Source organism: Streptomyces sp. NPDC054866, assembly GCF_053610745.1.
On record NZ_JBSGZA010000004.1, the window covers coordinates 868,828 to 889,251 of the forward strand.

A 20,424-nucleotide genomic window follows, 5' to 3' on the forward strand; every position below is an offset into this window, starting at 1 on the left:
ATCGCCTGGAGGCCTGCCGCGTGGTGGCGGTGGGACACACGGGGGAGAGGTGGGCCATGTTGCGGGTGTACTTCACGGTAGAGGATCTGGCGCGGGTGCGGGTCGCCTCGGGGCCTGACTTCCTCTGGGAGATCAGCAACAGCGTACAGACGCTGCAACGGCGGGACGGAGCAAGGGTGTTCGGGGAATGGCGGCGATGGGCGAGGCCGCGTCTCTCCGACAGCTGCCGTCTCCTGTCGCCCCTGCTCCCGCCGCACGGCTGCTCCCCGGACTTCCTCACCCCCACCCACGGAGAAGGCGAGACGCTCCACGCGGCGGTCGACACCCTCGTGCGCACCCCCCTGCCGCGGCTGCGCACCGATCTGACGCGGGTGGCCGCATCGCGTCGGCTCCCGGGCTGGACCGAGTCGCTGGCGCGGGGCGACGCCGCCGCTCTCCGGCAGTTGGGGCAGGCACTCCACACGTATCACCTGGAGGCGCTCGCGCCGTTCTGGCCGCGCATCCACGCGCAGATCGACGCCGACCGCATCATCCGTCTGCACAGCCTCCTCGACGGCGGGACCGACGGGCTCCTCGGGGGCCTGGGGTCTCAACTGCGCTGGCTGCCCCCGGTGTTGGAGGTCGACTATCCGGTGGACCAGGAGCTGCGTCTCGACGGGAGGGGGCTCACCCTGCAGCCCTCGTTCTTCTGCTGGCCCACGCCCGTCACGCTCGCCGACGGTGAACTGCCGCCCGTCCTGGTGTATCCCATCGACCACGCGATGGACTGGACCCACCCCACGCCCTCCGAGCGTCCGGACGACGGCGCCCTGGGGCCGCTCATCGGGCACACGCGCGCAGCCGTCCTCAAGGCGGCACGCACCGGCTCGTCCACGGTCGAGCTCGCCCGTCTTCTGGCGGTCACCCACCCGGCGATAAGCCAGCACGTGAAGGTGTTGCGCGCGGCCGGTCTGCTGACCACGGTCCGCAGGGCGGGGCGGTCGCTTCATGTCGCGACCGCGGAAGGGCGCGCACTGCTGCGCAGTTGCGGGTCGTGAGCCGCGTCCGGCCGTAAGTCTCCGGCCGTAAGTCTGGGCTTTCATTGATTGCGCCTGGCATGGGCATGCAAGGAAGCTGGCCGGGCTGTTGCACACGCATCCCCCCACCGCGTTGCGTCCCGACAACCCCGCCCCGCGCGCCGTTCAACGCGCGTCGACGTGTGAACTCCCGCGCACGGCACGGCACGAGGGAACGCAGCGACGATCCGATGAAGGAGTGGCGTTGCGCACTACTCGTACTCTCACCCGCCGTGCCGCCCTGGCCGCCTCGCTCGCCATGGCCGGCACCCTCTGCGCCGTGCCCGGCACCGCGCAGGCCTCCACGGCCCCCATGGCCCCCACGGCATCCTCCGGGCACGGCCTGAAGTGGTTCCAGGAGCGTCACGGCCTGCCAAGGACCGGCTCGGTCGACGGCGCGACCGCGAGAGCCCTGCGGCAGGCGTCCGATGCCGAACTGCACCAGACCTTCCGGACGGCGGCCGACCTCGGGCCCGAGGAACTCGCCAACGCACGCACCGTCATCGGTGTCGGCAAGGGCGCACAGATCCCCGAACAGGGCCTGGTCATCGCGCTGATGACCGCCATGCAGGAGTCGAAGTTCGTCAACTACCTGACGCCGGTGGACCATGACTCGCTGGGGATCTTCCAGCAGCGCCCGAGCACCGGCTGGGGCACCCCTGAGCAGATCACCGACGTCGCCACCTCGTCCAAGTCCTTCTACGGAGTGGCCCCCTTCGGCAGCAATCCGGGGCTGATCCAGATCGACGGCTGGCAGACCATGCCCCCGGGCGACGTCTGCCAGGCCGTCCAGGTCTCCGCCTATCCCGACCGCTACGCGCAGTGGGAGCAGTTCGCCCGCGACCTGCTCGCCCAGGAAGGGCCCACGGTCCCGCCGATCCCCTGAGCCACCGGGCCCCACCGGCGACCCTCCCCCCACACCCCACACCCCTCACTCCAGGAGCCCGTATGCGCAAGAGACTTGTCTCCACAGCGATCGCCGTAGCCGCCGTCGGCACGCTCGTCACCCCGGCCGCCGCCCAGGCGGAACCTGCACACCCGCACAGCGTGTCCGTGCTCGCCGAAGGATCGAAGGCCGGGACCGCGGTCGTCAGCGGACAGAACGAGCCCGGCACCCGGCTGCGCGTCGGCGGTGCGCAGACCCGGAGCGCGCACACGCTCCCGGTCGACTACCAGGTCCAGGAGACCGGCTACTGGTGCGGACCCGCCGCCACCCGCATCGCCCTGTCCGCACGGATCGCCCCGCCGAGCCAGGGCGCTCTGGCCGCGCAGCTCGGCACCACCGAGGCGGGCACCGATCACATCAGCCAGGTCACCGGCGTGCTCAACGCCAACCTCGGCACGGGCTGGTACGAGACCAAGGAGATGCCGAACGATCCGCCCACCCAGGCCCAGAAGGACCTGCTGTGGAACGACATCGTCGTGGACATCGACAACAACTACCCGTTGGTGACCAACATCGTGGCCCCGCCCGGCAACCAGCCGCCCGGCTACCCGCCGGACCAGACGATCTACCACTACTTCACGGTCATCGGCTACGACGACGCGAACCGCACCGTCCTCATCGCCGACCCCGCCTCCTTCGGCGGCAACCAGATCTACTGGCTCTCCTTCGACCAACTCGCCACCCTGATCCCGCCGAAGGGGTACGCCGCCTGAGCGGTGAGCGGTGAGCGGTGAGCGGTGAGCGGTGAGTCGTCAGCGGTGAGCCGTGAGCCGTACGTCGCCGACTGTGGGTGGCGCCACCGACACAAGCGCCACCCACAGCCCGCACGGTCGCCGTTTCGGGGGGTAACGACGACAGCCTCAGCGGCGCCGACTCCGCTGAGGCCGAACAGGAAGCAGGGTCCGGGCGGACCTGCCGGCCTCAGGCTCGATGACGGTCACGACGAGCTACTTCTTGCTTCCGTCGGAACCGGGTGCGTGGATGCACCAACACGCGAAGTTCTTCAGCGGCCGTCCTGTACGTCCTCCAGGCGGAGCCGCAGACTGCGGATGCCGCGCCGGGCGTGGCTCTTGACCGTGCCCAGCGGCCACCCGGTGTGCTCGGCGATCTGCGAGTGGGTCAGATCCTCGTAGAACGCCAGGCGCAACACCGTCCGCTGCGGCACCGGCAGCCTCGCCAGCTCCTGTGTCATCAGCGTCCGGTCGACCGTCGAGTCCATGCCTTCGTGGGCGCGGTGATCCATGGTGGCGTACTGCGCGACCGCACCCTCGACGAGCGCCTCCCGCCGGGCGCGCGCGTTGAGCGCGTCCGCGATCCTGTGCCGCGTGATGCCCGTCAACCATGCGGCCAGGCTGCCGAGTTCGGGGCGGTAGCCCGCCCGGCCGCGCCATGCGGCGAGGAACACCTGCTGCGTGACGTCCTCCGCCTCACGGCTGTCGCCGAGCGCGCGCTGGGCCAGGGCGTGCACCAGCGGACCCCACCGGCGGTACACCGCCGCGAGGCTCGCCTCGTCCCCACCGGCGAGGCCCCTGGCCAGATCTGTGTGGTCCGCTCACTGGCGGGGGCCCGCACCGGCTGTGCTGCCACCACTGCGCTCATAGGCGTCTCGTCAGCTCCTTCCGGCGATCGCAATCGCCGTACGACCGAACGGAAACGGGCAGCCGAGCCGTCGCCGTGGCCGCGATCCGGTCATCCTGGGAACAGCCGCCGACGCTCGGCAACCCGCATCGGTTGTGCGTCGTATCGTGGCCGGATGAGCGAGGGGCAACGCCGCGGTAAGGAAGACGATGCGGCGATCACCGGAGTCACCACCGGCGCCCTGGCACGGCGGCTGGGAGTGTCACCGACGACGCTGCGGACCTGGGACCGCAGGTACGGTCTTGGCCCTGCCCGGCGCGATCCCGGTCACCACCGCCGCTGGTCCGAGCGGGACATCGCCATGGTGGAGGAGATGGGCCGCCTCACCTCCTCGGGGATGCCGCCGGCCGAGGCCGCCCACGAGGCGCGCAAGCTGCTCGACCCCGGGGCCGGAGCCGAGCCCGCCCCAGGCCGGACCACCGTGCCGGAACAGCGAAGGACCGCAGGCCCTGCCCCGGCCCAGTCGCCCGACACGTTCATCCGCCGCAGGCGTGGCCTCTCGCGTGCCGCCGTACGGCTCGACGCCCCCACCCTCCAGGACCTGCTGGCCGACGCGGTGGAGAGCCACAGCCTGGTCACCGCGTGGCAGGAGGTAATGGTGCCGACGCTGCACGCGGTGGGCCGCAAGTGGGAAGAGGCAGGCGACCGTTACGTGGAGGTCGAGCACCTGCTGTCCTGGCACGTCTCCCGCACCCTGCACCGCTGCGCCATGGCCCCGACCGCTCCGGCGCCGCCGAACGGGCCCGCCGCGCACGCGCCCCTCGTCCTTGCCTGCGTACCCGGTGAACAGCACTCGCTCCCGCTGGAGGCGCTCAGCGCGGCCCTTGGTGAACTCGGCGTCCCGCAGCGCATGTTCGGTGCGGCCGTGCCGGTCGAGGCGGTCTCGGCTGCCGTGCGCAGGACGGGCCCGGCCGTCGTCGTGCTGTGGGCACAGGCCCGCTCCACCGCGAGCGTCCCCCTGGCCCGGCACATCGCCGACACCCGATGGGGAGTGCGCGGCGCCCGCGGTCGTCCCGTGGTCATGCTCGGCGGGCCTGGGTGGGCAGGCCCGGCGGTGCGCGGTGCGCTGCGCCCCACCAGCCTGCGTGAGGCACTGAACCAGATCGGCAGGGTGCGCGGCGAGAACGCGACCGACCGCGCAAGGTGACCGGCGCCGTCAGCCCGCCACCGTCAGCCCTCCGCCATCAGCCCGCCACCATCACCGTCAACGGCTCGCGCAGCGCGCTGCGTTCGTCGCGCCAGGCGGACAGAAGCCGTGCACCCAGGCGGTCTTCAAGGAAGCCCGTGGCCTCGATGCCGAAGACCACGTCGGACTCCAGACCCGGTTCGCTCGCGAGGAGGCCGCCGATCACCTCGCGGCGCACCACCTGCTCATGGACGGCATCGGCTTCCACATGCTCGTCGTAGAACCGCTCGGCCGCCCGTCCGGCGCCGCTCCTGCGCATGGCCTTGGCCAGCCGCCGCGAGCCCGGGGGTGAGGTCACCTCGACGGCGGCGAAGTGTCCGACCAGCGCGCCGCGCAGCGCCCGGTGCAGGCCGAGCAGGGACATCAGGTTGACCGTCGCGAGCGCCTCGCCCGGGGCGGCGTCGAGGTAGTGCCCGTACGCCGTCTCCAGCGAGAGGTCCTCCATGAGGTCGGCGAAGAGGCGGGCATGGATGTCCTCGGCGCGCCCGGCTCCGAACTCGTCGAACTCGACGGCCACCATGCCCGCCTTGGCCCGGCCGTGCAGCCGGGGGATGACCCAGGCGTGCGGGTCGGCCTCCTTGAGGTGGTACAGCGAGCGCGCCGCCGCGTACTCCCGCAACTGCCACAGTTCGCCGTCGCGTTGAAGATGGTGGCTGACACTGGTGCGGCTGTGCCCGATGGGCTCCACGAGCAGGTCGGCCAGGGCGCGTTCGGCGGTGTCCGTGGAACGGCAGTTGGCGCGCAGGGCGCCCAGGAAGCGCCCTTCGAACGCGCGGCGCAGTCCGAGGAGTTCGGGGTCCCATTCGAGGTCGTCGCGGACTCCGTCGAAGCCTTGGTAGTGCAGTTCGTAGAGCGTGTAGAGCGCGAGCTGGAGGTCCTCGCCATAGGGATCGGCGTCGTGCGTGTCCAGGGGCATCGGGCCCGGACTCCCGCCCTCCCGCAGGGTGGTGACCACGAGCTCGGACAGTACGCCGCGGGGCTCGGGCAGGGCGGGGCTCGTGCGGCGCGACTCGCGAGGACCGTCGGAGGGCGCGTGGTTCTCAGCGGACATCGGGTGCTTCCTCCCCCTCGCTGTGTTCGGTGTGTTCTGTGTGTTCGGAGTGCTCGGTGTCCTGGGTCTTCGCGCGGCGGCGGTGACTGGTGTCGCACCACGGGTAGCTCCGGCTGCGGCGGCAGGTGCAGATCGCGGTGGTGAAGCGCCGGGAAGCGATGACGCTGCCGTCGTCGGCGACCACTTCCACGGGACCCTCGACGAGCAGCGGGCCCTCGGGGTCGATGGTGACGCGGCGTGGCCGCTGGTCCCGCGTCGTCGGCACGGGTTCAGGTGCGTTCGGCACGGATGACCACCAGCTCTTCCATCAGTTCTTCCCTGTCGTCCAGTTCTTCCCTGGCGTCGTCGCCGAGCAGGCCCTGGCTGCGCAGGAACGCCCGGCGTGAGCGCAGGACGGGCCCGAAGGGAATGAGGGCGCGGTCGGCGACCGTGGGCTCAAGGCCCGCCTTGGACAGCCGCGTCAGCGTGGCGTCGGTGTCGCACAACGCCGAGTGGACCATGAGCAGTACACCTCCCGGGCGCAGCGCCGCGGGTGCCGTGTCGCAGATGCGGTCGACCACCGCGCGGCCGTCCTGCCCAGCGTCCCAGGAACGCGCAGCGCCGCGCCGCGGCAGCCGTCGGGAGGGGGAGGGCACGTACGGGGGATTGCTCGCCACGACGTCGTAGGACCGCCCGGGGACGGCGGCCGTGAGGTCGCCCCGCAGGACGGTGATGCGCTGCCGGGCCGCCAGCGCGTTGAGGCGGGCGGTCAGGACGGCACGCCTGGCGATGTCCACCGCCGTCACCCGGGCGCCGAGCCGCGCCGCGTGGAGGGCCAGCGCGCCGCTGCCGGTGCCGAGGTCCAGTACATCCGTCCCCGGACCGATGTCCTCGCGGCACAGTGCGCGGGCGAGGAGGCCGGTGTCGTCCTGTGGTGCGTAGACCCCGGGAAGGGTCAGCAGATGTCCCGGGGCCGCACCCGCGGCGGTATCCGCAGCCATCACGCACCTCCGGTGGCTCGGGGGCCGGCGGGGGCGAAGCGATGCCCCTCCTTTCTCCGGCCTCTCACCACACTCCGCTGTTCCCGCACCGGCCACCACTTGGGTGATGACTCACAGTGACGGATCGGGCCGACCGCGTGCCTCTCTGGCCTCATGGATTCCTTTGGGTGCTCGGGGCTCGCTCCCGCGACTGCCGATCTCCCAGGTGCCCGGTGAACCGTGACGCACACGTGTGGTTCCACGGGGCAGCCCCCGGGCGCGGGAGCGGAGGCCGAGGCGGTGGAGGGGGTGGGATTGCGCCACTGCGACATGGGTACGCGGCCATCCCTGCCACTCAGCGGAACAGCCGCGGGCACCCGGACACAGAAGGGGCGCCATGCCGCTCAACATCTTCGTACTCGGCCTCGACGAGGCCAATCTGCCGACGCTGCGCGCCGTCCCGAACGCGCAGGACTACGTCTTCCACCCTCTGCTCACCGTCGACGAGCTGCAGAGCGGTGAGGTGTCGGTCCCCGTCCTGCTGGCCGAGGCCGAGCGGGTGCTCGACGCGTTCGACGGCCACATCGACGCGATCGTCGGCTACTGGGACTTCCCCGTCAGCACGCTCGTGCCGATCCTCGCCGAGCGCTACGGGACGCGCAGCACCAGTCTGGATTCCGTGGTCAAGTGCGAGCACAAGTACTGGAGCCGCCTGGAACAGCGGCGGGTCACCGACGCGCATCCGCCGTTCGGCCGCGTCGACATGGACAGTGCCGACCCCAAGCCTCCCGAGGGCATGGACTTCCCGATGTGGCTCAAGCCGGCGCTGTCCTACTCATCGGAACTGGCCTACGGGGTAGGGGACCAGGCCGAGTTCACGGAGGCGGCCGACCGCATCCGTGAGGGCATGGGGCGCATCGGGCGGCCGTTCGAGGACATACTCGACCGCGTCGAGCTGCCCCCGGAGATGGCCGACGTGGGCGGCCAGGTGTGTCTGGCCGAAGGCGCCCTGAACGGCATCCAGGTCGCGGTCGAGGGATACGTCCACGAAGGCGAGGTCACCGTCTACGGCATCCTCGACTCGATCCAGTACCCCGACTCGTCGTGCTTCCTGCGCCACCAGTACCCCTCCACTCTCCCCGAGCCCGTGCTCGACCGGCTGCGGGACGTGTCGGAGCGGGTGATGCGGCAGATCGGCATGGACGCGGCGACCTTCAGCATCGAGTACTTCTACGACCCGCGGTCCGACGCGATCAACCTCCTTGAGATCAACCCCCGTCACTCCCAGTCGCACGCGGAGATGTTCGAGTACGTCGACGGCGTACCCAACCACCACTGCATGCTGAGCCTCGCGCTCGGCAAGGACCCCGAACTGCCCTACCGCCAGGGCAAGTTCAAGACGGCCGCCAAGTGGTACTACCGCTGGTTCGCCGACGCGACCGTCCACGACGTCCCCTCCCGCAAGGACATCGAGAGCATCGAGCGCCGCATCCCCGGAGTGCGCATCGACGTGGTGGTCGAGGAGGGGCAGCGCCTGTCGGACGGATCCGAACAGGACAGCTACAGCTACGAGTTGGCCCACATCTTCACGGGCGGGGAGAGCGAGGAGGACATACGGGCCAAGTACGACCAGTGCGTGGCCGCCCTGGGCCTCACCTTCGACGAGGCCGAACCGGGCGGTCGCGACACGAAGAACGACTGAACCGCGAACACCTCCGCAACCCGAAGGAGCGACCCGGCTTGCGCTATGTGAGCGACCTTCCGTACGAGACGAAGGAAGAGGAGAACGTCACCATCCCGGCGGCGGACGGAACCCGCCTCGCGGCCCGCATCTGGCGGCCGACGTCCTCCGACCAGGACCCCGTCCCCGCCGTCCTGGAGTACATCCCCTACCGGCAGCGCGACCTGACCGCCGAGCGCGACTCCATCCACCATCCCTACATCGCCGGGCACGGCTACGCCTGCGTCCGCGTCGACCTGCGCGGCACCGGCGACTCCGAAGGTGTGCTCAAGGACGAGTACCTGGAGCAGGAGCAGACCGACGCCGAGGACATCCTGGCCTGGCTCGCCGACCAGCCCTGGTGCGACGGCACCACCGGCATGATGGGGATCTCCTGGGGCGCGTTCGCCGCGCTCCAGGTCGCCGCGCGGCAGCCGGAGAGCCTGCGCGCCATCGTCATCGCGTCCTTCACCGACGACCGGTACGCCGACGACATGCACTACATGGGCGGCGCGCTCCTGTCGGACAACCTGGCCGAGGCGGGCACCATGTTCGCCTACGGCACCATGCCCCCGGACCCGGTCATGGTCGGGGACCGGTGGCGCGACATGTGGCACGAGCGGATGGAGGGCACCCGTCCCTGGGTGATCGAATGGCTCAGGCACCAGCGCCGCGACGACTACTGGCGGCACGCCTCGGTGTGCGAGGACTACCAGGCCGTGCGCTGCCCCGTCCTCGCGTCGAGCGGCTGGGCGGACGGCTACTCGAACGCGGTGACACGACTCCTTGGCAACCTGGACGTGCCGCGCAAGGGGCTGATCGGCCCCTGGTCCCACAAGTTCCCGCACCTCGGTGAACCGGGCCCCGCCATCGGCTACCTCCAGGAAGTGGTGCGCTGGTGGGACCACTGGCTGAAGGGCGTCGACAACGGCGTCATGGAAGGACCGATGCTGCGGACGTGGATGCAGGACAGCGTGCCGCCCTCCACGTCGTACGAGGAACGTCCGGGCCGCTGGGTGGGAGAGCCGTCCTGGCCCTCCCCGCACATCACTCCCGTCGTGCGGCGCCTGACGCGCCACGGTCTCTCCGACCCGGTCGCTCAGCATGAGGCTCCGGGTGACGGCGACGGCGACGGCGGCACCGGCATCAGTACCGGCGAGGGGCTTTCCGTCCAATCACCGCTGTCCGTAGGCCAGTTCGGCGGGAAGTGGGCCTCCTACAACGCGCCCCCGGACCTGCCCTACGACCAGCGTGAGGAGGACGGCGGCTCGCTGGTCTTCGAGACCGACCCGCTGACCGAGCGCACGGAGATCCTCGGCTCGCCCTGCGTCGAACTCGACCTGAGCGTCAGCGAACCCGTCGCCATGGTCGCGGCCCGCCTGTCCGACGTGGCCCCCGACGGCAGCGCCACCCGCGTCAGCTACGGCCTGGTCAACCTCACCCGCAACGAATCGCACAGCGATCCGCGTCCGGTGGAACCGGGGCGCCGCTACCGTGCGGTCATCCCGCTCAACGGCGTCGCCCAGGCCTTCCCGCCCGGCCACCGCATCCGCGTGTCCCTGTCCACCTCGTACTGGCCGCTGGCCTGGCCGCCGCCGAAGCCGGTGCTCCTGACCGTGTACGAGACGTCGAGCACCCTGACGCTCCCGGTCCGCCCGGTGGCGGAGCCCGATGCCCTGTCGGAGCAGCCCTTCGACGAACCGGAAGGCACACGGCCGAGGTCTCCCGTCCAACTCGTCGCCCCGGAGGAGCGCTGGCAGGTCAAGCGTGATCTGGTCGACTACGCCGCGGAGCTGGAGATCGTCAAGGACCGGGGGACGGTGCGGCTGGAGGACATCAACCTCGACGTCGGCCGCCGGGCCTACGAGCGCTACACCTCCATGGCCGAGGACTTCACCTCCGCCACCGGCGAGTCGGCCTGGACGATGTCCTTCCGGCGCGACGACTGGGACGTACGGGTGGAGACCCGCACGGTGCTCAGCTGCGACGAGGAGAACTTCCGGGTGGACGCCACCCTCGATGGTTACGAGGGTGACCGGCGGGTTTTCTCACGCACCTGGAATGAAACGGTGCCTCGCGACTTGCTGTGACACGGAGGTGGAACCAGCCGCGGTGAGACGGCCGGAAGTTTCTGTTTGGCCTCTTTCCGGCAGGGCACCCGATGCGTTGGAGGTTGATCAACTCCTCCCGTTAAATGAATCCCCGTGTTTCAGGGAAAATCAATTGAGGAGTTCTCTATGAGCAACGAAATCTGGAGCTACGCTCCCACCGCCGGTCACGGCCCGGACGCCGATCTGACCGGTTACAAGGTCGAGGCCGCCGACGGTCACATCGGCAAGGTCGACAAGCACTCGAACGAGGTCGCCAACCAGTACATCGTCGTCGACACCGGAGTGTGGATCTTCGGCAAGGAGGTGCTGCTGCCCGCGAGCACCGTCACCGCCATCGACCACGACGCGCGGAAGATCCTGGTCTCGCGTACGAAGGAGCAGATCAAGGACGCGCCCGAGTTCGACAAGGAGAAGCACCTGGGCGACCCCGCCTACCGCGACCAGCTCGGTGGCTACTACGGCGGTCTGGGCCCGGGGCACTGACTCCCGCGGAGATATCGAGCGGGGTGTGAGAACGCCGCCCCACTGACACCGATGGCGTCCGAGGCATCAATTGCCTCGGGCGCCATCAGGTATTCACAGGCATTCATGGTGCCTGACAAAGCTTTTCTCGTCGGATCTCGTCGGATCTCGTCGGATCTCGTCGGATCTCGTCGGACGAATTCAATGCGCGATTCAACCGACGCGCGCGGCGATGGCTCGCGCGCACTCCAGGGACTCGGTGCGCGTCGTGTCCACCTCCATGTCGTAGAGCACACCCTGGTGGACCACTTCGGCCTGGGAGGCGGCCGTCCCGGCCACCCGGTCGCCCCGCGCCGTTTCCCGGCCCGCGGCGACCGCGCTGTCACAGCGGACGCCGACCCACAACACCCGCAGATCACCGAGGGCCTTCTGCCACCGCGCCTGAGACGCCGCACCGCCGAGGAAGACCTCGTCGACGATGACCCGCGCGCCGGAGCGGGCCATCGTCGCGACCCCCTCGATCCACGCGGCCTCCAGCGCCCGGAACTCGGGGCCGACGGTCACCTCGCCGTCCGCGCCGAACTCGATTCCCTCCGACGCGGTCCGCATGGACGCGGGCATCGCGTCGACCAGCGTGTCGCAGCCGAAGGCCAGCCACGGATCCGGCAGCACCGCCTGCAGACACCGCGCGATGCCGGACTTCCCGGAGCTGGACCCGCCGTTGAGCACGATCACTTGAGTTGTCACCGCGCCACAGTAGAAGCATCACCGCGGCGCAGGAAACGGATTTCGGCGCCCGCGCCCGCGGCCCGCGCCCGCGAAGTCGCCCTCGGCCGTGACCCGTTCGGTCAGCCCGTCCCGTCGTACGGGCTGACGCGGCGGTACGCGGCGCGCGCGTGCAGCACGCGGCCCGCCGTCGTGCCGACGAGGGCGGCGGCCAGCAGACACGTGATCCACTCGGGGTCCCGGTGCCCGGCCCAGGAGATCTCCCCGATGGGATGCGTGGCGAAGACGTTCAGCAGCATCCAGCACAAGAGGGCCGTCCCCGGCGCCGCGACGAAACGGCCCCGCACGCCGAGCAGCGCGGCCAGCACGGAGAGAGCCGCGAGCGCGAGCCCCGTGCGGTCGAGCGCACCCAGCAGATCGAGCACCGTCACCAGCACGAAGGCGCCCGCGTACGCTCCCGTCCAGATGAAGGGCGTGGCCACGGGTTCGGGAACGAACCGCACGCCTTTGGCGATGTACCGCCACTCCACCACCATCGATTCCTCCCCACCGCCGGCCCGCCGGGGCGCCACTGCCCCGGGGACGTCCGTGACCGGCGCCTCCCGCAACGAGGCCCATGCTCCGGAGATCTGGCACGGGCATGGTCTCGGGCAGATTGTCGCACCACATCCGATGAGGGCTGTCCGGCAGCGTCCTCCGTTCGTGCGTCGTCCTCTGGTCGTGTCCCCGTCATAATTTCCGGATGAACCTCGTCCCGGCTCCCGAGCCCTCCGCGCCGCCACGGCGTGCCCGCGTCGTCGTCGTAGGAGCCGGACCGGCGGGCCTCACCGTCGCCAACATCCTCCGTGCCGCCTCCGTCGACTGCGTGGTCCTGGAGACGGAGACCAGAGAGTTCATCGAACAGCGGCCCCGCGCGGGCTTCATCGAGGAATGGGCGGTGCGCGCCCTGGAAGAGCGGGGCCTCGCCGACCGGCTCCTCGCCCACGCGCAGACGCACACGGAATGCGAGTTCCGGTGGGCGGGGGAGCGCCACCGGTTCGCGTACGGAGAGCTCTCCGGGCACCGCCACTTCGTCTACCCCCAGCCCTTGTTGGTGACGGACCTGGTGCGCTCCTACGCCGATGAGGCGGGCGGGGACATCCGTTTCGGCGTACGCGACGTGGAACTGCACGGCATCGACACGGACCGCCCCTCGGTGTCGTACACCGACCCGGCGACGGGCGAGCGCCTACGCGTCGACTGCGACGCGATCGCGGGCTGCGACGGCGCGCGCGGCGTGACGCGCACCTACCTGGGGGCCGGGCGGGCCACGGTCGCCCGGCACGACTACGGCATCGGCTGGCTCGCCCTCCTCGCACAGGCGCCGCCGTCCTCGGACTGTGTCGTCTTCGGCATCCACCCGCGTGGCTTCGCGGCCCACATGGCCCGAAGCCCCGACGTCACCCGCTACTACCTCGAGTGCCCGCCCGGCGACGACCCCGAGAACTGGCCGCACGAGCGTGTCTGGTCCGAGCTGCACGCCCGCCTCACGGTGGCGGGGGCGCCGCCGCTCACCGAGGGGCGACTGATCGAGAAGCGCGTCCTCGACATGCACAACTACGTCGTGGAGCCCATGTCCTACGGGCGGCTGTACCTCGCGGGCGACGCCGCCCACCTCGCCGCCCCGATCGCGGCGAAGGGCATGAACCTGGCACTGCACGACGCCCTGCTGCTCGGCGACGCGCTCGTCGCCTACTGCGCCGAAGGGGACGACAGCGACCTGAACGGCTACTCGGAGGCCAGCCTGCCGCGGGTGTGGCAGTACCAGGAGTTCTCCCAGTGGTTCTCGGAACTCCTGCACGGGACGTCGTCGGGCATCCCGTTCAAGGCGGGCACAGCGGCCGCCCGGCTGCGCAGGATCCTCGGCTCGCCGGCCGCCGCGGCCGCGTTCGCCGAGATCTACATCGGGAAGGGCGCAGGCGACTGAGGCTCGGCGCCGTGGGGGAGGTGACGTTAGGGTAGGTCGGCGGACGCCGGGTTCGGCTCGCGAGCCGAACCCGCTCCCGGGTGCGGGAAACCTTCCGTGACCCCGCCGTCGAGAGCGGCGTTTCCCGGCCCACTTTCTTCTTCTTCGCACGCCCAGGGTGACGCCAGGCGCTGCCCGAGCATGACAGGTACCTCTCTTGTCCACGTCCGCACTGTCCCCGGCCGCCCGGCTGCGTGGCCTGCGCCCCGACTGGCTGTCCGACCCGAAGGTCTGGCGCACCGAGGTGCTCGCCGGTCTGGTGGTCGCGCTCGCGCTGATCCCCGAGGCGATCTCGTTCTCCATCATCGCCGGGGTCGACCCCGCGATCGGTCTGTTCGCCTCCTTCACCATGGCCGTGGTGATCTCGGTCGTCGGCGGACGCCGCGCGATGATCTCCGCCGCGACCGGCGCCGTGGCCCTGGTCATCGCCCCGCTCAACCGCGAGCACGGACTCGGCTATCTGGTCGCCGCCGTCATCCTGGCCGGTGTCTTCCAGATCGTCCTCGGCGCCGTCGGCGTCGCCAAGCTGATGCGCTTCGTGCCGCGCAGCGTGATGGTCGGATTCGTCAACTCCCTCGCCATCCTGATCTTCATGGCGCAGGTCCCCGAGATGCACGACGTGCCCTGGCCCGTCTACCCGCTGATCGCGGCCGGGCTCGCCCTCATGGTGTTCTTCCCGAAGGTCTCCACGGTGATCCCGGCACCGCTCGTGTCCATCGTGATCCTCACGGCGATCACGGTCGCGGCCGGGATCGCGGTGCCGACCGTCGGCGACAAGGGTGAGCTGCCGTCCTCCTTGCCGGTGCCGGGCCTGCCGGACGTGCCGTTCACGCTCGACACCCTGACCACCATCGCCCCCTACGCGCTCGCCATGGCGCTGGTCGGCCTGATGGAGTCCCTGATGACCGCCAAGCTCGTCGACGACATCACCGACACGCGCTCCTCCAAGACCCGCGAGTCCCTCGGCCAGGGCATCGCCAACATCGTCACCGGCTTCTTCGGCGGCATGGGCGGCTGCGCCATGATCGGCCAGACGATGATCAACGTGAAGGTGTCCGGGGCCCGCACCCGCCTGTCCACCTTCCTCGCGGGCGCCTTCCTGATGGTCCTGTGCATCGTCTTCGGACCCGTCGTCTCCGACATTCCCATGGCCGCGCTGGTCGCCGTGATGGTGATGGTCTGCTTCGCGACCTTCGACTGGCACTCCGTCGCACCGAAGACACTGAAGCGGATGCCGGCCGGCGAGATCACGGTCATGGCCGTCACCGTGGCGTGCGTGGTCGCCACGCACAACCTCGCCGTCGGCGTCGTCGCGGGCTCGATCACCGCGATGGTCATCTTCGCCAAGCGTGTCGCCCACTTCGCCGAGGTCGCTGCCCTCGCCGACCATGACGACGGCAGCGTGACCTACTCGGTCACCGGCGAGCTGTTCTTCGCCTCCGCCAATGACCTCGTCGGACAGTTCGACTACGCGGGCGATCCCGACAAGGTCGTCATCGACCTGACGGCCGCCCACATCTGGGACGCGTCCTCCGTCGCCGCCCTGGACGCGATCGAGACCAAGTACGCCCAGCGCGGCAAGACGGTCGAGATCATCGGTCTGAACAGGCCGAGCGCCCAGCTCCACAAGAAGCTCAGCGGCGAACTCACCAACCACTGAGCGCCCGCGCCCGGTGACATGTGTACCGGGGGATCGGCGACATCCGGATCTGCCCCGCGCATCGCCCCGCGGGCACGATGGGCCGTGTGAAGACTCAAAGGGATCAGACGGTGCCGGAGAGCGGCACGTACGAGATCGACGCGAAGGCTTCGACGGTGCGGTTCCGGACGCGCACGGTGTTCGGCCTCTTCCCGGTGCGGGGCACCTTCGGCATCGGACGGGGGCAGATCACGGTGGCCGATCCCGTCGAGAAGTCCTCGGCGGAGGTGACGATCCGGGCGGACAGCTTCGACTCGGGTCTGGAGCGCCGTGACCGGCACGTCGCGTCCGCCGACTATCTCGACGCGGCCACGTATCCGGAGATCGCGTTCCGCGGCCTGCGGGTGGCGGAATCCGAGACGGGAACGGCAGTGCTGCAAGGGGAGTTGACGGTGCGAGGCGTCACGCGGCCCGTCGTCGTCACCGTCGGTGCGGTCGTGCCGGACGGCGAGCGGCTGACCGTCGAGGGCACGGCCGCCGTCGACAGATACGCGTTCGGCGTGACCACGGCGAAGGGCATGACCGGCCGGCGCCTGGAGATTCACCTCGCCGTCGTGGCGGTCGCCGTCGGCTGACGGTCAACGCAAGGGCAGGACGGGGAAGGTGTGGTCCTGCCAGATCAGGCGGGAGGACTCCTCCGGGTACGTGGTGACAGCAGGCCGCGTGTCGAAGAGCCGCACGAGGCGTTGCCCGGCGTCGTACGCGGGCCAGCCGGGGTCACCGTTCGTGGCGAACGACGTCCAGGCGCCGCGCATGCGGGCGGACAGCGCCTCTGCCTCTGGGGGTGGGCCCTCGCCGATCAGCGCGGCGGGCTGACCCCGGTCCAGATTGCCGAAGACGAGCGGCACGTCGAGTCCGTGACAGGCGCCGAGGACACCGCCCATGCCCGGGGCCGGCCAGGTCAGTTCGTAGACGTGGGCGCGGCCACCCCCGGCGGTCTGGGCCTCGGCGAGGTGGAGGCTCGGCATGCGGAACAGCCAGTCGGACAGGACCACTTCGTGCAACTCGTCAGGGCCCGCCGCCGGGAAACCGTCGCGGTAGCGGCGCGCGCCGTCCCGCCCCGGGCCGAAGACGTGCAGCGTGGCCTCCGCCTGTTCCTCCGTCACCTGACCGAGCAGCCCGTCGAGGGCGCTGAGCAGCCGCTGCTCGTCACGTGTGTGGCCGACGACGAGCTCGATGCCGCGCCCCGCGCCCTCGGCCAGCGCCTGCCACGGAGTGACCGGCAGCGCATCTCCCTCGACGACCGGCGAGAACGCGATCGACCTGTGCGCCACCTGACCCCAGCGATCCGCCCACTGCCCCGTCTTGGCGCTGACCGCGTCACCCGCGGCGGACAACCGCGCCGGGTCCACCCCGGACAGGTCGCCCACCGTGGGCCGCAGCCCCAGCTCGGTGGCGCACGCCGCGGTGATGTCGGCGGCCAGCTCCGGCGAGAAGAACGTACCCTGCACACTCTGCGCCACCACCCGGCCGAAGAGCCCGGCCGCACGCGGCATCGCAAGGAGCGCGGCGACCGATCCGGCGCCCGCCGACTGGCCGAAGACCGTGACGCGGGCCGGGTCACCGCCGAAGGCACGGATGTTGTCCCGCACCCACTCCAGCGCGGCGACCTGGTCGAGCAGCCCCCGGTTGGCGGGCGCCCCCTCGATCTGCCCGAAACCCTCAAGGCCCACCCGGTAGTTGAACGTCACCACGACGACGCCGCCCTCACGCGCGAGGCGGCCGCCGTCGTACTCGGGAAGGCCGGACATGCCGATCGTGTAGGCACCGCCCTGGATCCACACCATCACCGGGAGCCCGGCCGCCGGGCCAGGATCGGGCGACCAGACGTTGACCGTCAGCCAGTCGTCGCCCACCACCTCCCGCGCCAGCGCGTCCATGCCGAAGTGGCCGCCCTGAGGGGGCGGCGGCCCGTACGACGTGGCCGTCCGCATCCCGTCCCATCCCCGCACCGGCCGCGGCGAGGCGAAACGCAGCGGGCCGACCGGCGGCTCGGCGAACGGGATGCCACGGAAGACCGCCACCCCCGCCTCCCGAGTGCCGCGCAGCGCTCCGCCCGCCGTGCGTACCGTCGTGTCAGCGGTCATCACCACTCCCTCGCCGGGCAGCCGGGAACGCGAGCAGGAGGCGTCGCGCAGCCCCGGACACTGGGGAGCATCCCGCCGAATTCGGCTGCCGCGCCAATCATTTACGGGCGAGGCCGCGAGAGGCAGGCGCGACCACGCCCTCGGGCGGGGCGTCCGTGCGTACGGGTGAGGCGCGTGATGGACTCGGATCATGGTTGTGAAGGCTCTCATCGTCGTCGACATGATCAACATGTACGACCACCCCGATGCGGAGATCCTCCGCAGGTCGGTCAAGGAAGTGCTGCCGAACGTCCGCAGAGTGATCGAGAGGGCGCGGGCCGATGACATCGCGGTGATCTACGTCAACGACAACTTCGGTCTGTGGCGCTCGCACCACGACGAGCTGCTCGACAAAGCCCTGAGCGGCCCGCATGCCGACCTGGTCGCCCCGATCCGCCCGGAAGACGACTCGCTCTTCGTGGTGAAGGCCCGCCACTCGATCTTCTACGACACCCCTCTGGAGTACCTGCTCCGCCAGCGCGGCATCGACTCCGTGCTCCTGTGCGGCCAGGTGACCGAGCAGTGCATTCTCTACTCGGCGCTCGACGCGCACATCCGCCACCTGGATGTGGTCGTGGCCGAGGATGCCTGCGCGAGCATCCACAGTGACCTCGCCGATGCCGCGCTGCACATGATGGAACGGAACATGCAGGCACGCCTGGTCCGTTCCACCGACGACGCGCTGTTCGGGTCCGAATGAACCCGCTGGACGAGTTGGACGCGCGTGTCGCGGGGTGCTCCGCCTGCCCCCGGCTGGTCGCGTGGCGGGAGGAGGTGGGGCGGGTCAAGCGGGCCGCCTTCATGGACTGGACGTACTGGGCAAGGCCGGTGCCCGGGTTCGGACCGCCTGACGCCTCCATGCTCGTCATCGGGCTCGCGCCCGCGGCGCACGGCGGGAACCGTACGGGCCGGATGTTCACGGGCGACCGTTCCGGAGACGTCCTCTACCGGGCGATGTACGAGCTGGGCCTCGCTTCGAGCCCGCTGGCGGTGTCCATGGACGACGGCCTGACACTGCGTGGGGTGCGGGTGACGTCGCCGGTGCACTGCGCACCGCCCGAGAACAAGCCGACCCCCGGCGAGCGGGACACGTGCAGGCCGTGGCTCGTGCGGGAGATGGAGTTGCTGGGACCGCGGCTGCGGTCGGCGGTGATTCTGGGGGCGTTCGGCTGGCAGGCCGCCTTGCCGGCGTTCGCGGCGGCGGGCTGGCGCGTGCCGAAGCCACGGCCGCGGTTCGCCCACGGAGCAAGGGTGACGCTGGAGCGTGAAGTGGCGCAGGCAACCGGCGGCCGCTCGGAGGCCGTCGCGCCCGGGGAGTCCGAGCCGGGCCCCGTCACCCTGTACGGCTGCTTCCACGTCAGCCAGCGGAACACGTTCACCGGCCGACTGACTCCGGACATGCTCAAGGACGTCCTGCGGGAAGCGGCGGGCGAGGCGGCCATTCCGCCGTACGCACGGGCGGATGGGCGGCACTGATGGGCGGCACTGATCGGCCTGGCACGCGCCACCGATGACCTCAGCCGCCCTCGACCCCGGTCGAGTCGTGTGCCGAGCCGACCGGCTTCGACTCCGGTGAGCCGCGCTGGCGCAGATAGACGGAGAAGATGGCCATCGACCCGACGGCGAGGAGTTCGGACTGCCAGTTCTGCAGCGTGCGGTTCCAGAAGTCCGCGGCGCCCAGGTACTGGAACCAGCTGATCGGCGCCTGGAGTTCCCGTAGGTGCTCCTCGTTGTACGCGGCCACGCCGGTGATGGACTGTGCCAGCCAGGAGAGCAGGAACACCGTGCACATGAGGGTGCCGAGGGACCGGGAGTACCAGGCCTGGCGTACGCCGCCCGCGGCTGCCCAGCGCGGCGAGTCGGGCTTCGCGTACCGGCCGACCTTCTGGTCCTTGTCCGCCTCCAGGCCCGCCTTGTCGAGCTCCTTGGACTCGGGCGACCCTCGCTGGAGCAGCCAGACCGTGCCGAAGATGTAGAGGAAGAACTGCAGGTACTCGGACTGCCAGTTCTCCGTCACGTCCACGGCGAAGTCGGAGGTGAGGAGATAGCCGCCGAAGCTCACCGGCTGGAGTTGCTCGGCGACGAGGTGGTTGTTGAAGTCGGCGTGCCCGGCGATCGCCTGGCCGGCCAGGGAGAGGAGGAATCCCGTGCCGAACACCAGGGTCAGCCCGTTGTCGCGCAGAAAGCGCCCGACCCGCGTCATCGCTGCATCAGCCCCAGCGTGATGCAGTAGGCAAGGCCCCCGGTCACCATCAGGAGATACAGCGTGAACAACGCCCGCACCCGTCAACCGCCCTTGATCAGACACTGATACGGCATGGCCGGGCGTTCGGTGCAGCCGGCCGCTGTGACCTTCCATCCGCCGGGGAAGGACGACAGGAAGAGCGTGTCGCGGTTCGTCACGACACGGGCCTGCCGCCCGTACACATCGACGACGCGCACCTCGTCCGCCGTGCCCGCCTCGGGGAGTCCCGCGTCGGACAGGGCGCGTGGGCACGGCAGTTCGGCGTTCTGCTCCAGCTCGTCGCGGGTCCCGGGGGCGAGCGCCGCGCAGCCCCGCGTGGTGTCCGTCGTACGGAGGCTCTCCTGGAAGCGGAGCACCGCCGCGGATGCGGAGTCCTCGCGCTCCTGGACGCTGCCGCAGCCGCTCAGGGATGCCAGCAGCACCGCCGCGAGCGCCACCGGTCCCGCTCCGCGCATACCGCGCACCAGATCTGCTCTCCTTCGCGGGCCGCCGGTC

Annotated in this window: 21 protein-coding genes; 12 read left to right on the top strand and 9 right to left on the bottom strand. The window is 70.6% G+C overall.

The window, feature by feature from the left end:
* Nucleotides 1-56 precede the first annotated feature (56 nt).
* From ACWGI2_RS24505 to ACWGI2_RS24515, 3 genes are all read left to right on the top strand, one after another.
* A complete protein-coding gene (locus tag ACWGI2_RS24505) occupies nt 57-1,037 on the top strand; it encodes an ArsR/SmtB family transcription factor (protein ID WP_453697604.1) in 981 nt (326 codons plus the stop codon).
* Between the two features lie 277 nt (nt 1,038-1,314).
* Nucleotides 1,315-1,941 (top strand): peptidoglycan-binding protein, encoded by a 627-nt coding sequence (locus ACWGI2_RS24510; RefSeq protein WP_453697736.1) that lies wholly within the window; start codon nt 1,315-1,317, stop codon nt 1,939-1,941.
* Between the two features lie 62 nt (nt 1,942-2,003).
* Nucleotides 2,004-2,714: a C39 family peptidase gene (locus ACWGI2_RS24515; RefSeq protein ID WP_453697606.1), complete on the top strand. Its 711-nt coding sequence runs from the start codon at nt 2,004-2,006 to the stop codon at nt 2,712-2,714.
* 290 nt (nt 2,715-3,004) lie between these two features.
* Here the strand turns inward: ACWGI2_RS24515 and ACWGI2_RS24520 are convergent, their stop codons facing one another.
* Nucleotides 3,005-3,538 (bottom strand): RNA polymerase sigma factor, encoded by a 534-nt coding sequence (locus ACWGI2_RS24520; protein ID WP_453697738.1) that lies wholly within the window; start codon nt 3,536-3,538, stop codon nt 3,005-3,007.
* Between the two features lie 216 nt (nt 3,539-3,754).
* On the opposite strand from ACWGI2_RS24520, the gene ACWGI2_RS24525 reads away from it, so the two are divergent.
* Complete coding sequence (locus tag ACWGI2_RS24525; protein ID WP_453697607.1) at nt 3,755-4,786, top strand: MerR family transcriptional regulator; 1,032 nt, start codon at nt 3,755-3,757, stop codon at nt 4,784-4,786.
* 37 nt (nt 4,787-4,823) lie between these two features.
* Here the strand turns inward: ACWGI2_RS24525 and ACWGI2_RS24530 are convergent, their stop codons facing one another.
* From ACWGI2_RS24530 to ACWGI2_RS24540, 3 genes are read right to left on the bottom strand one after another with little or no spacing between them, the layout of a single operon-like run.
* Nucleotides 4,824-5,876, bottom strand: coding sequence for an iron-containing redox enzyme family protein (locus ACWGI2_RS24530; protein ID WP_453697609.1), 1,053 nt, complete (start codon nt 5,874-5,876; stop codon nt 4,824-4,826).
* Nucleotides 5,866-6,162, bottom strand: coding sequence for a CDGSH iron-sulfur domain-containing protein (locus tag ACWGI2_RS24535; RefSeq protein ID WP_453697611.1), 297 nt, complete (start codon nt 6,160-6,162; stop codon nt 5,866-5,868). The genes ACWGI2_RS24530 and ACWGI2_RS24535 overlap by 11 nt, the downstream gene beginning before the upstream one ends.
* Nucleotides 6,146-6,856: a HemK2/MTQ2 family protein methyltransferase gene (locus tag ACWGI2_RS24540; RefSeq protein WP_453697612.1), complete on the bottom strand. Its 711-nt coding sequence runs from the start codon at nt 6,854-6,856 to the stop codon at nt 6,146-6,148. The genes ACWGI2_RS24535 and ACWGI2_RS24540 overlap by 17 nt, the downstream gene beginning before the upstream one ends.
* Before the next feature lie 376 nt (nt 6,857-7,232).
* Between ACWGI2_RS24540 and ACWGI2_RS24545 the strand changes: the two genes are divergently transcribed.
* From ACWGI2_RS24545 to ACWGI2_RS24555, 3 genes are all read left to right on the top strand, one after another.
* A complete protein-coding gene (locus tag ACWGI2_RS24545) occupies nt 7,233-8,537 on the top strand; it encodes an ATP-grasp domain-containing protein (RefSeq protein ID WP_453697613.1) in 1,305 nt (434 codons plus the stop codon).
* 38 nt (nt 8,538-8,575) lie between these two features.
* A complete protein-coding gene (locus ACWGI2_RS24550; protein WP_453697615.1) occupies nt 8,576-10,645 on the top strand; it encodes a CocE/NonD family hydrolase in 2,070 nt (689 codons plus the stop codon).
* Nucleotides 10,646-10,792: 147 nt separating this feature from the next.
* Nucleotides 10,793-11,149 (top strand): PRC-barrel domain-containing protein, encoded by a 357-nt coding sequence (locus ACWGI2_RS24555; protein ID WP_453396445.1) that lies wholly within the window; start codon nt 10,793-10,795, stop codon nt 11,147-11,149.
* A gap of 192 nt (nt 11,150-11,341) precedes the next feature.
* Here ACWGI2_RS24555 and cpt read toward each other — a convergent pair whose 3' ends face one another.
* Nucleotides 11,342-11,875 (bottom strand): chloramphenicol phosphotransferase CPT, encoded by a 534-nt coding sequence (gene cpt, locus ACWGI2_RS24560; protein ID WP_453697616.1) that lies wholly within the window; start codon nt 11,873-11,875, stop codon nt 11,342-11,344.
* Between the two features lie 101 nt (nt 11,876-11,976).
* Nucleotides 11,977-12,390 carry a hypothetical protein gene (locus ACWGI2_RS24565; protein ID WP_453697617.1) on the bottom strand — a complete coding sequence of 138 codons (414 nt, stop codon included), beginning with the start codon at nt 12,388-12,390 and terminating at the stop codon, nt 11,977-11,979.
* Between the two features lie 206 nt (nt 12,391-12,596).
* Here ACWGI2_RS24565 and ACWGI2_RS24570 point away from each other — a divergent pair, with 206 nt between their 5' ends.
* The 3 genes from ACWGI2_RS24570 to ACWGI2_RS24580 all read left to right on the top strand — a co-directional run bounded on the left by ACWGI2_RS24570 (nt 12,597) and on the right by ACWGI2_RS24580 (nt 16,133).
* Entirely contained in the window at nt 12,597-13,820 is a 1,224-nt protein-coding gene (locus ACWGI2_RS24570; RefSeq protein ID WP_453697619.1) for a 4-hydroxybenzoate 3-monooxygenase, read from the top strand.
* Between the two features lie 196 nt (nt 13,821-14,016).
* The gene (locus ACWGI2_RS24575; RefSeq protein WP_453697621.1) at nt 14,017-15,519 is read left to right on the top strand and encodes a SulP family inorganic anion transporter; all 1,503 of its coding nucleotides are present in this window, start codon (nt 14,017-14,019) and stop codon (nt 15,517-15,519) included.
* Nucleotides 15,520-15,605: 86 nt separating this feature from the next.
* The gene (locus ACWGI2_RS24580) at nt 15,606-16,133 is read left to right on the top strand and encodes a YceI family protein (protein WP_453697622.1); all 528 of its coding nucleotides are present in this window, start codon (nt 15,606-15,608) and stop codon (nt 16,131-16,133) included.
* Between the two features lie 3 nt (nt 16,134-16,136).
* Here ACWGI2_RS24580 and ACWGI2_RS24585 read toward each other — a convergent pair whose 3' ends face one another.
* Nucleotides 16,137-17,645, bottom strand: coding sequence for a carboxylesterase/lipase family protein (locus tag ACWGI2_RS24585; RefSeq protein ID WP_453697623.1), 1,509 nt, complete (start codon nt 17,643-17,645; stop codon nt 16,137-16,139).
* 190 nt (nt 17,646-17,835) lie between these two features.
* Here ACWGI2_RS24585 and ACWGI2_RS24590 point away from each other — a divergent pair, with 190 nt between their 5' ends.
* Nucleotides 17,836-18,384, top strand: a complete 549-nt coding sequence (locus tag ACWGI2_RS24590; RefSeq protein ID WP_453697624.1) for an isochorismatase family cysteine hydrolase — start codon at nt 17,836-17,838, stop codon at nt 18,382-18,384.
* Entirely contained in the window at nt 18,381-19,160 is a 780-nt protein-coding gene (locus tag ACWGI2_RS24595) for a uracil-DNA glycosylase (RefSeq protein ID WP_453697626.1), read from the top strand. The genes ACWGI2_RS24590 and ACWGI2_RS24595 overlap by 4 nt, the downstream gene beginning before the upstream one ends.
* 40 nt (nt 19,161-19,200) lie before the next feature.
* Here the strand turns inward: ACWGI2_RS24595 and ACWGI2_RS24600 are convergent, their stop codons facing one another.
* On the bottom strand, nt 19,201-19,887 hold the full coding sequence (locus tag ACWGI2_RS24600) for a DUF6766 family protein (RefSeq protein ID WP_453396454.1): 687 nt from the start codon (nt 19,885-19,887) through the stop codon (nt 19,201-19,203).
* An 83-nt stretch (nt 19,888-19,970) separates the two neighbouring features.
* Nucleotides 19,971-20,384 (bottom strand): hypothetical protein, encoded by a 414-nt coding sequence (locus ACWGI2_RS24605; RefSeq protein ID WP_453396535.1) that lies wholly within the window; start codon nt 20,382-20,384, stop codon nt 19,971-19,973.
* Nucleotides 20,385-20,424 lie beyond the last annotated feature (40 nt).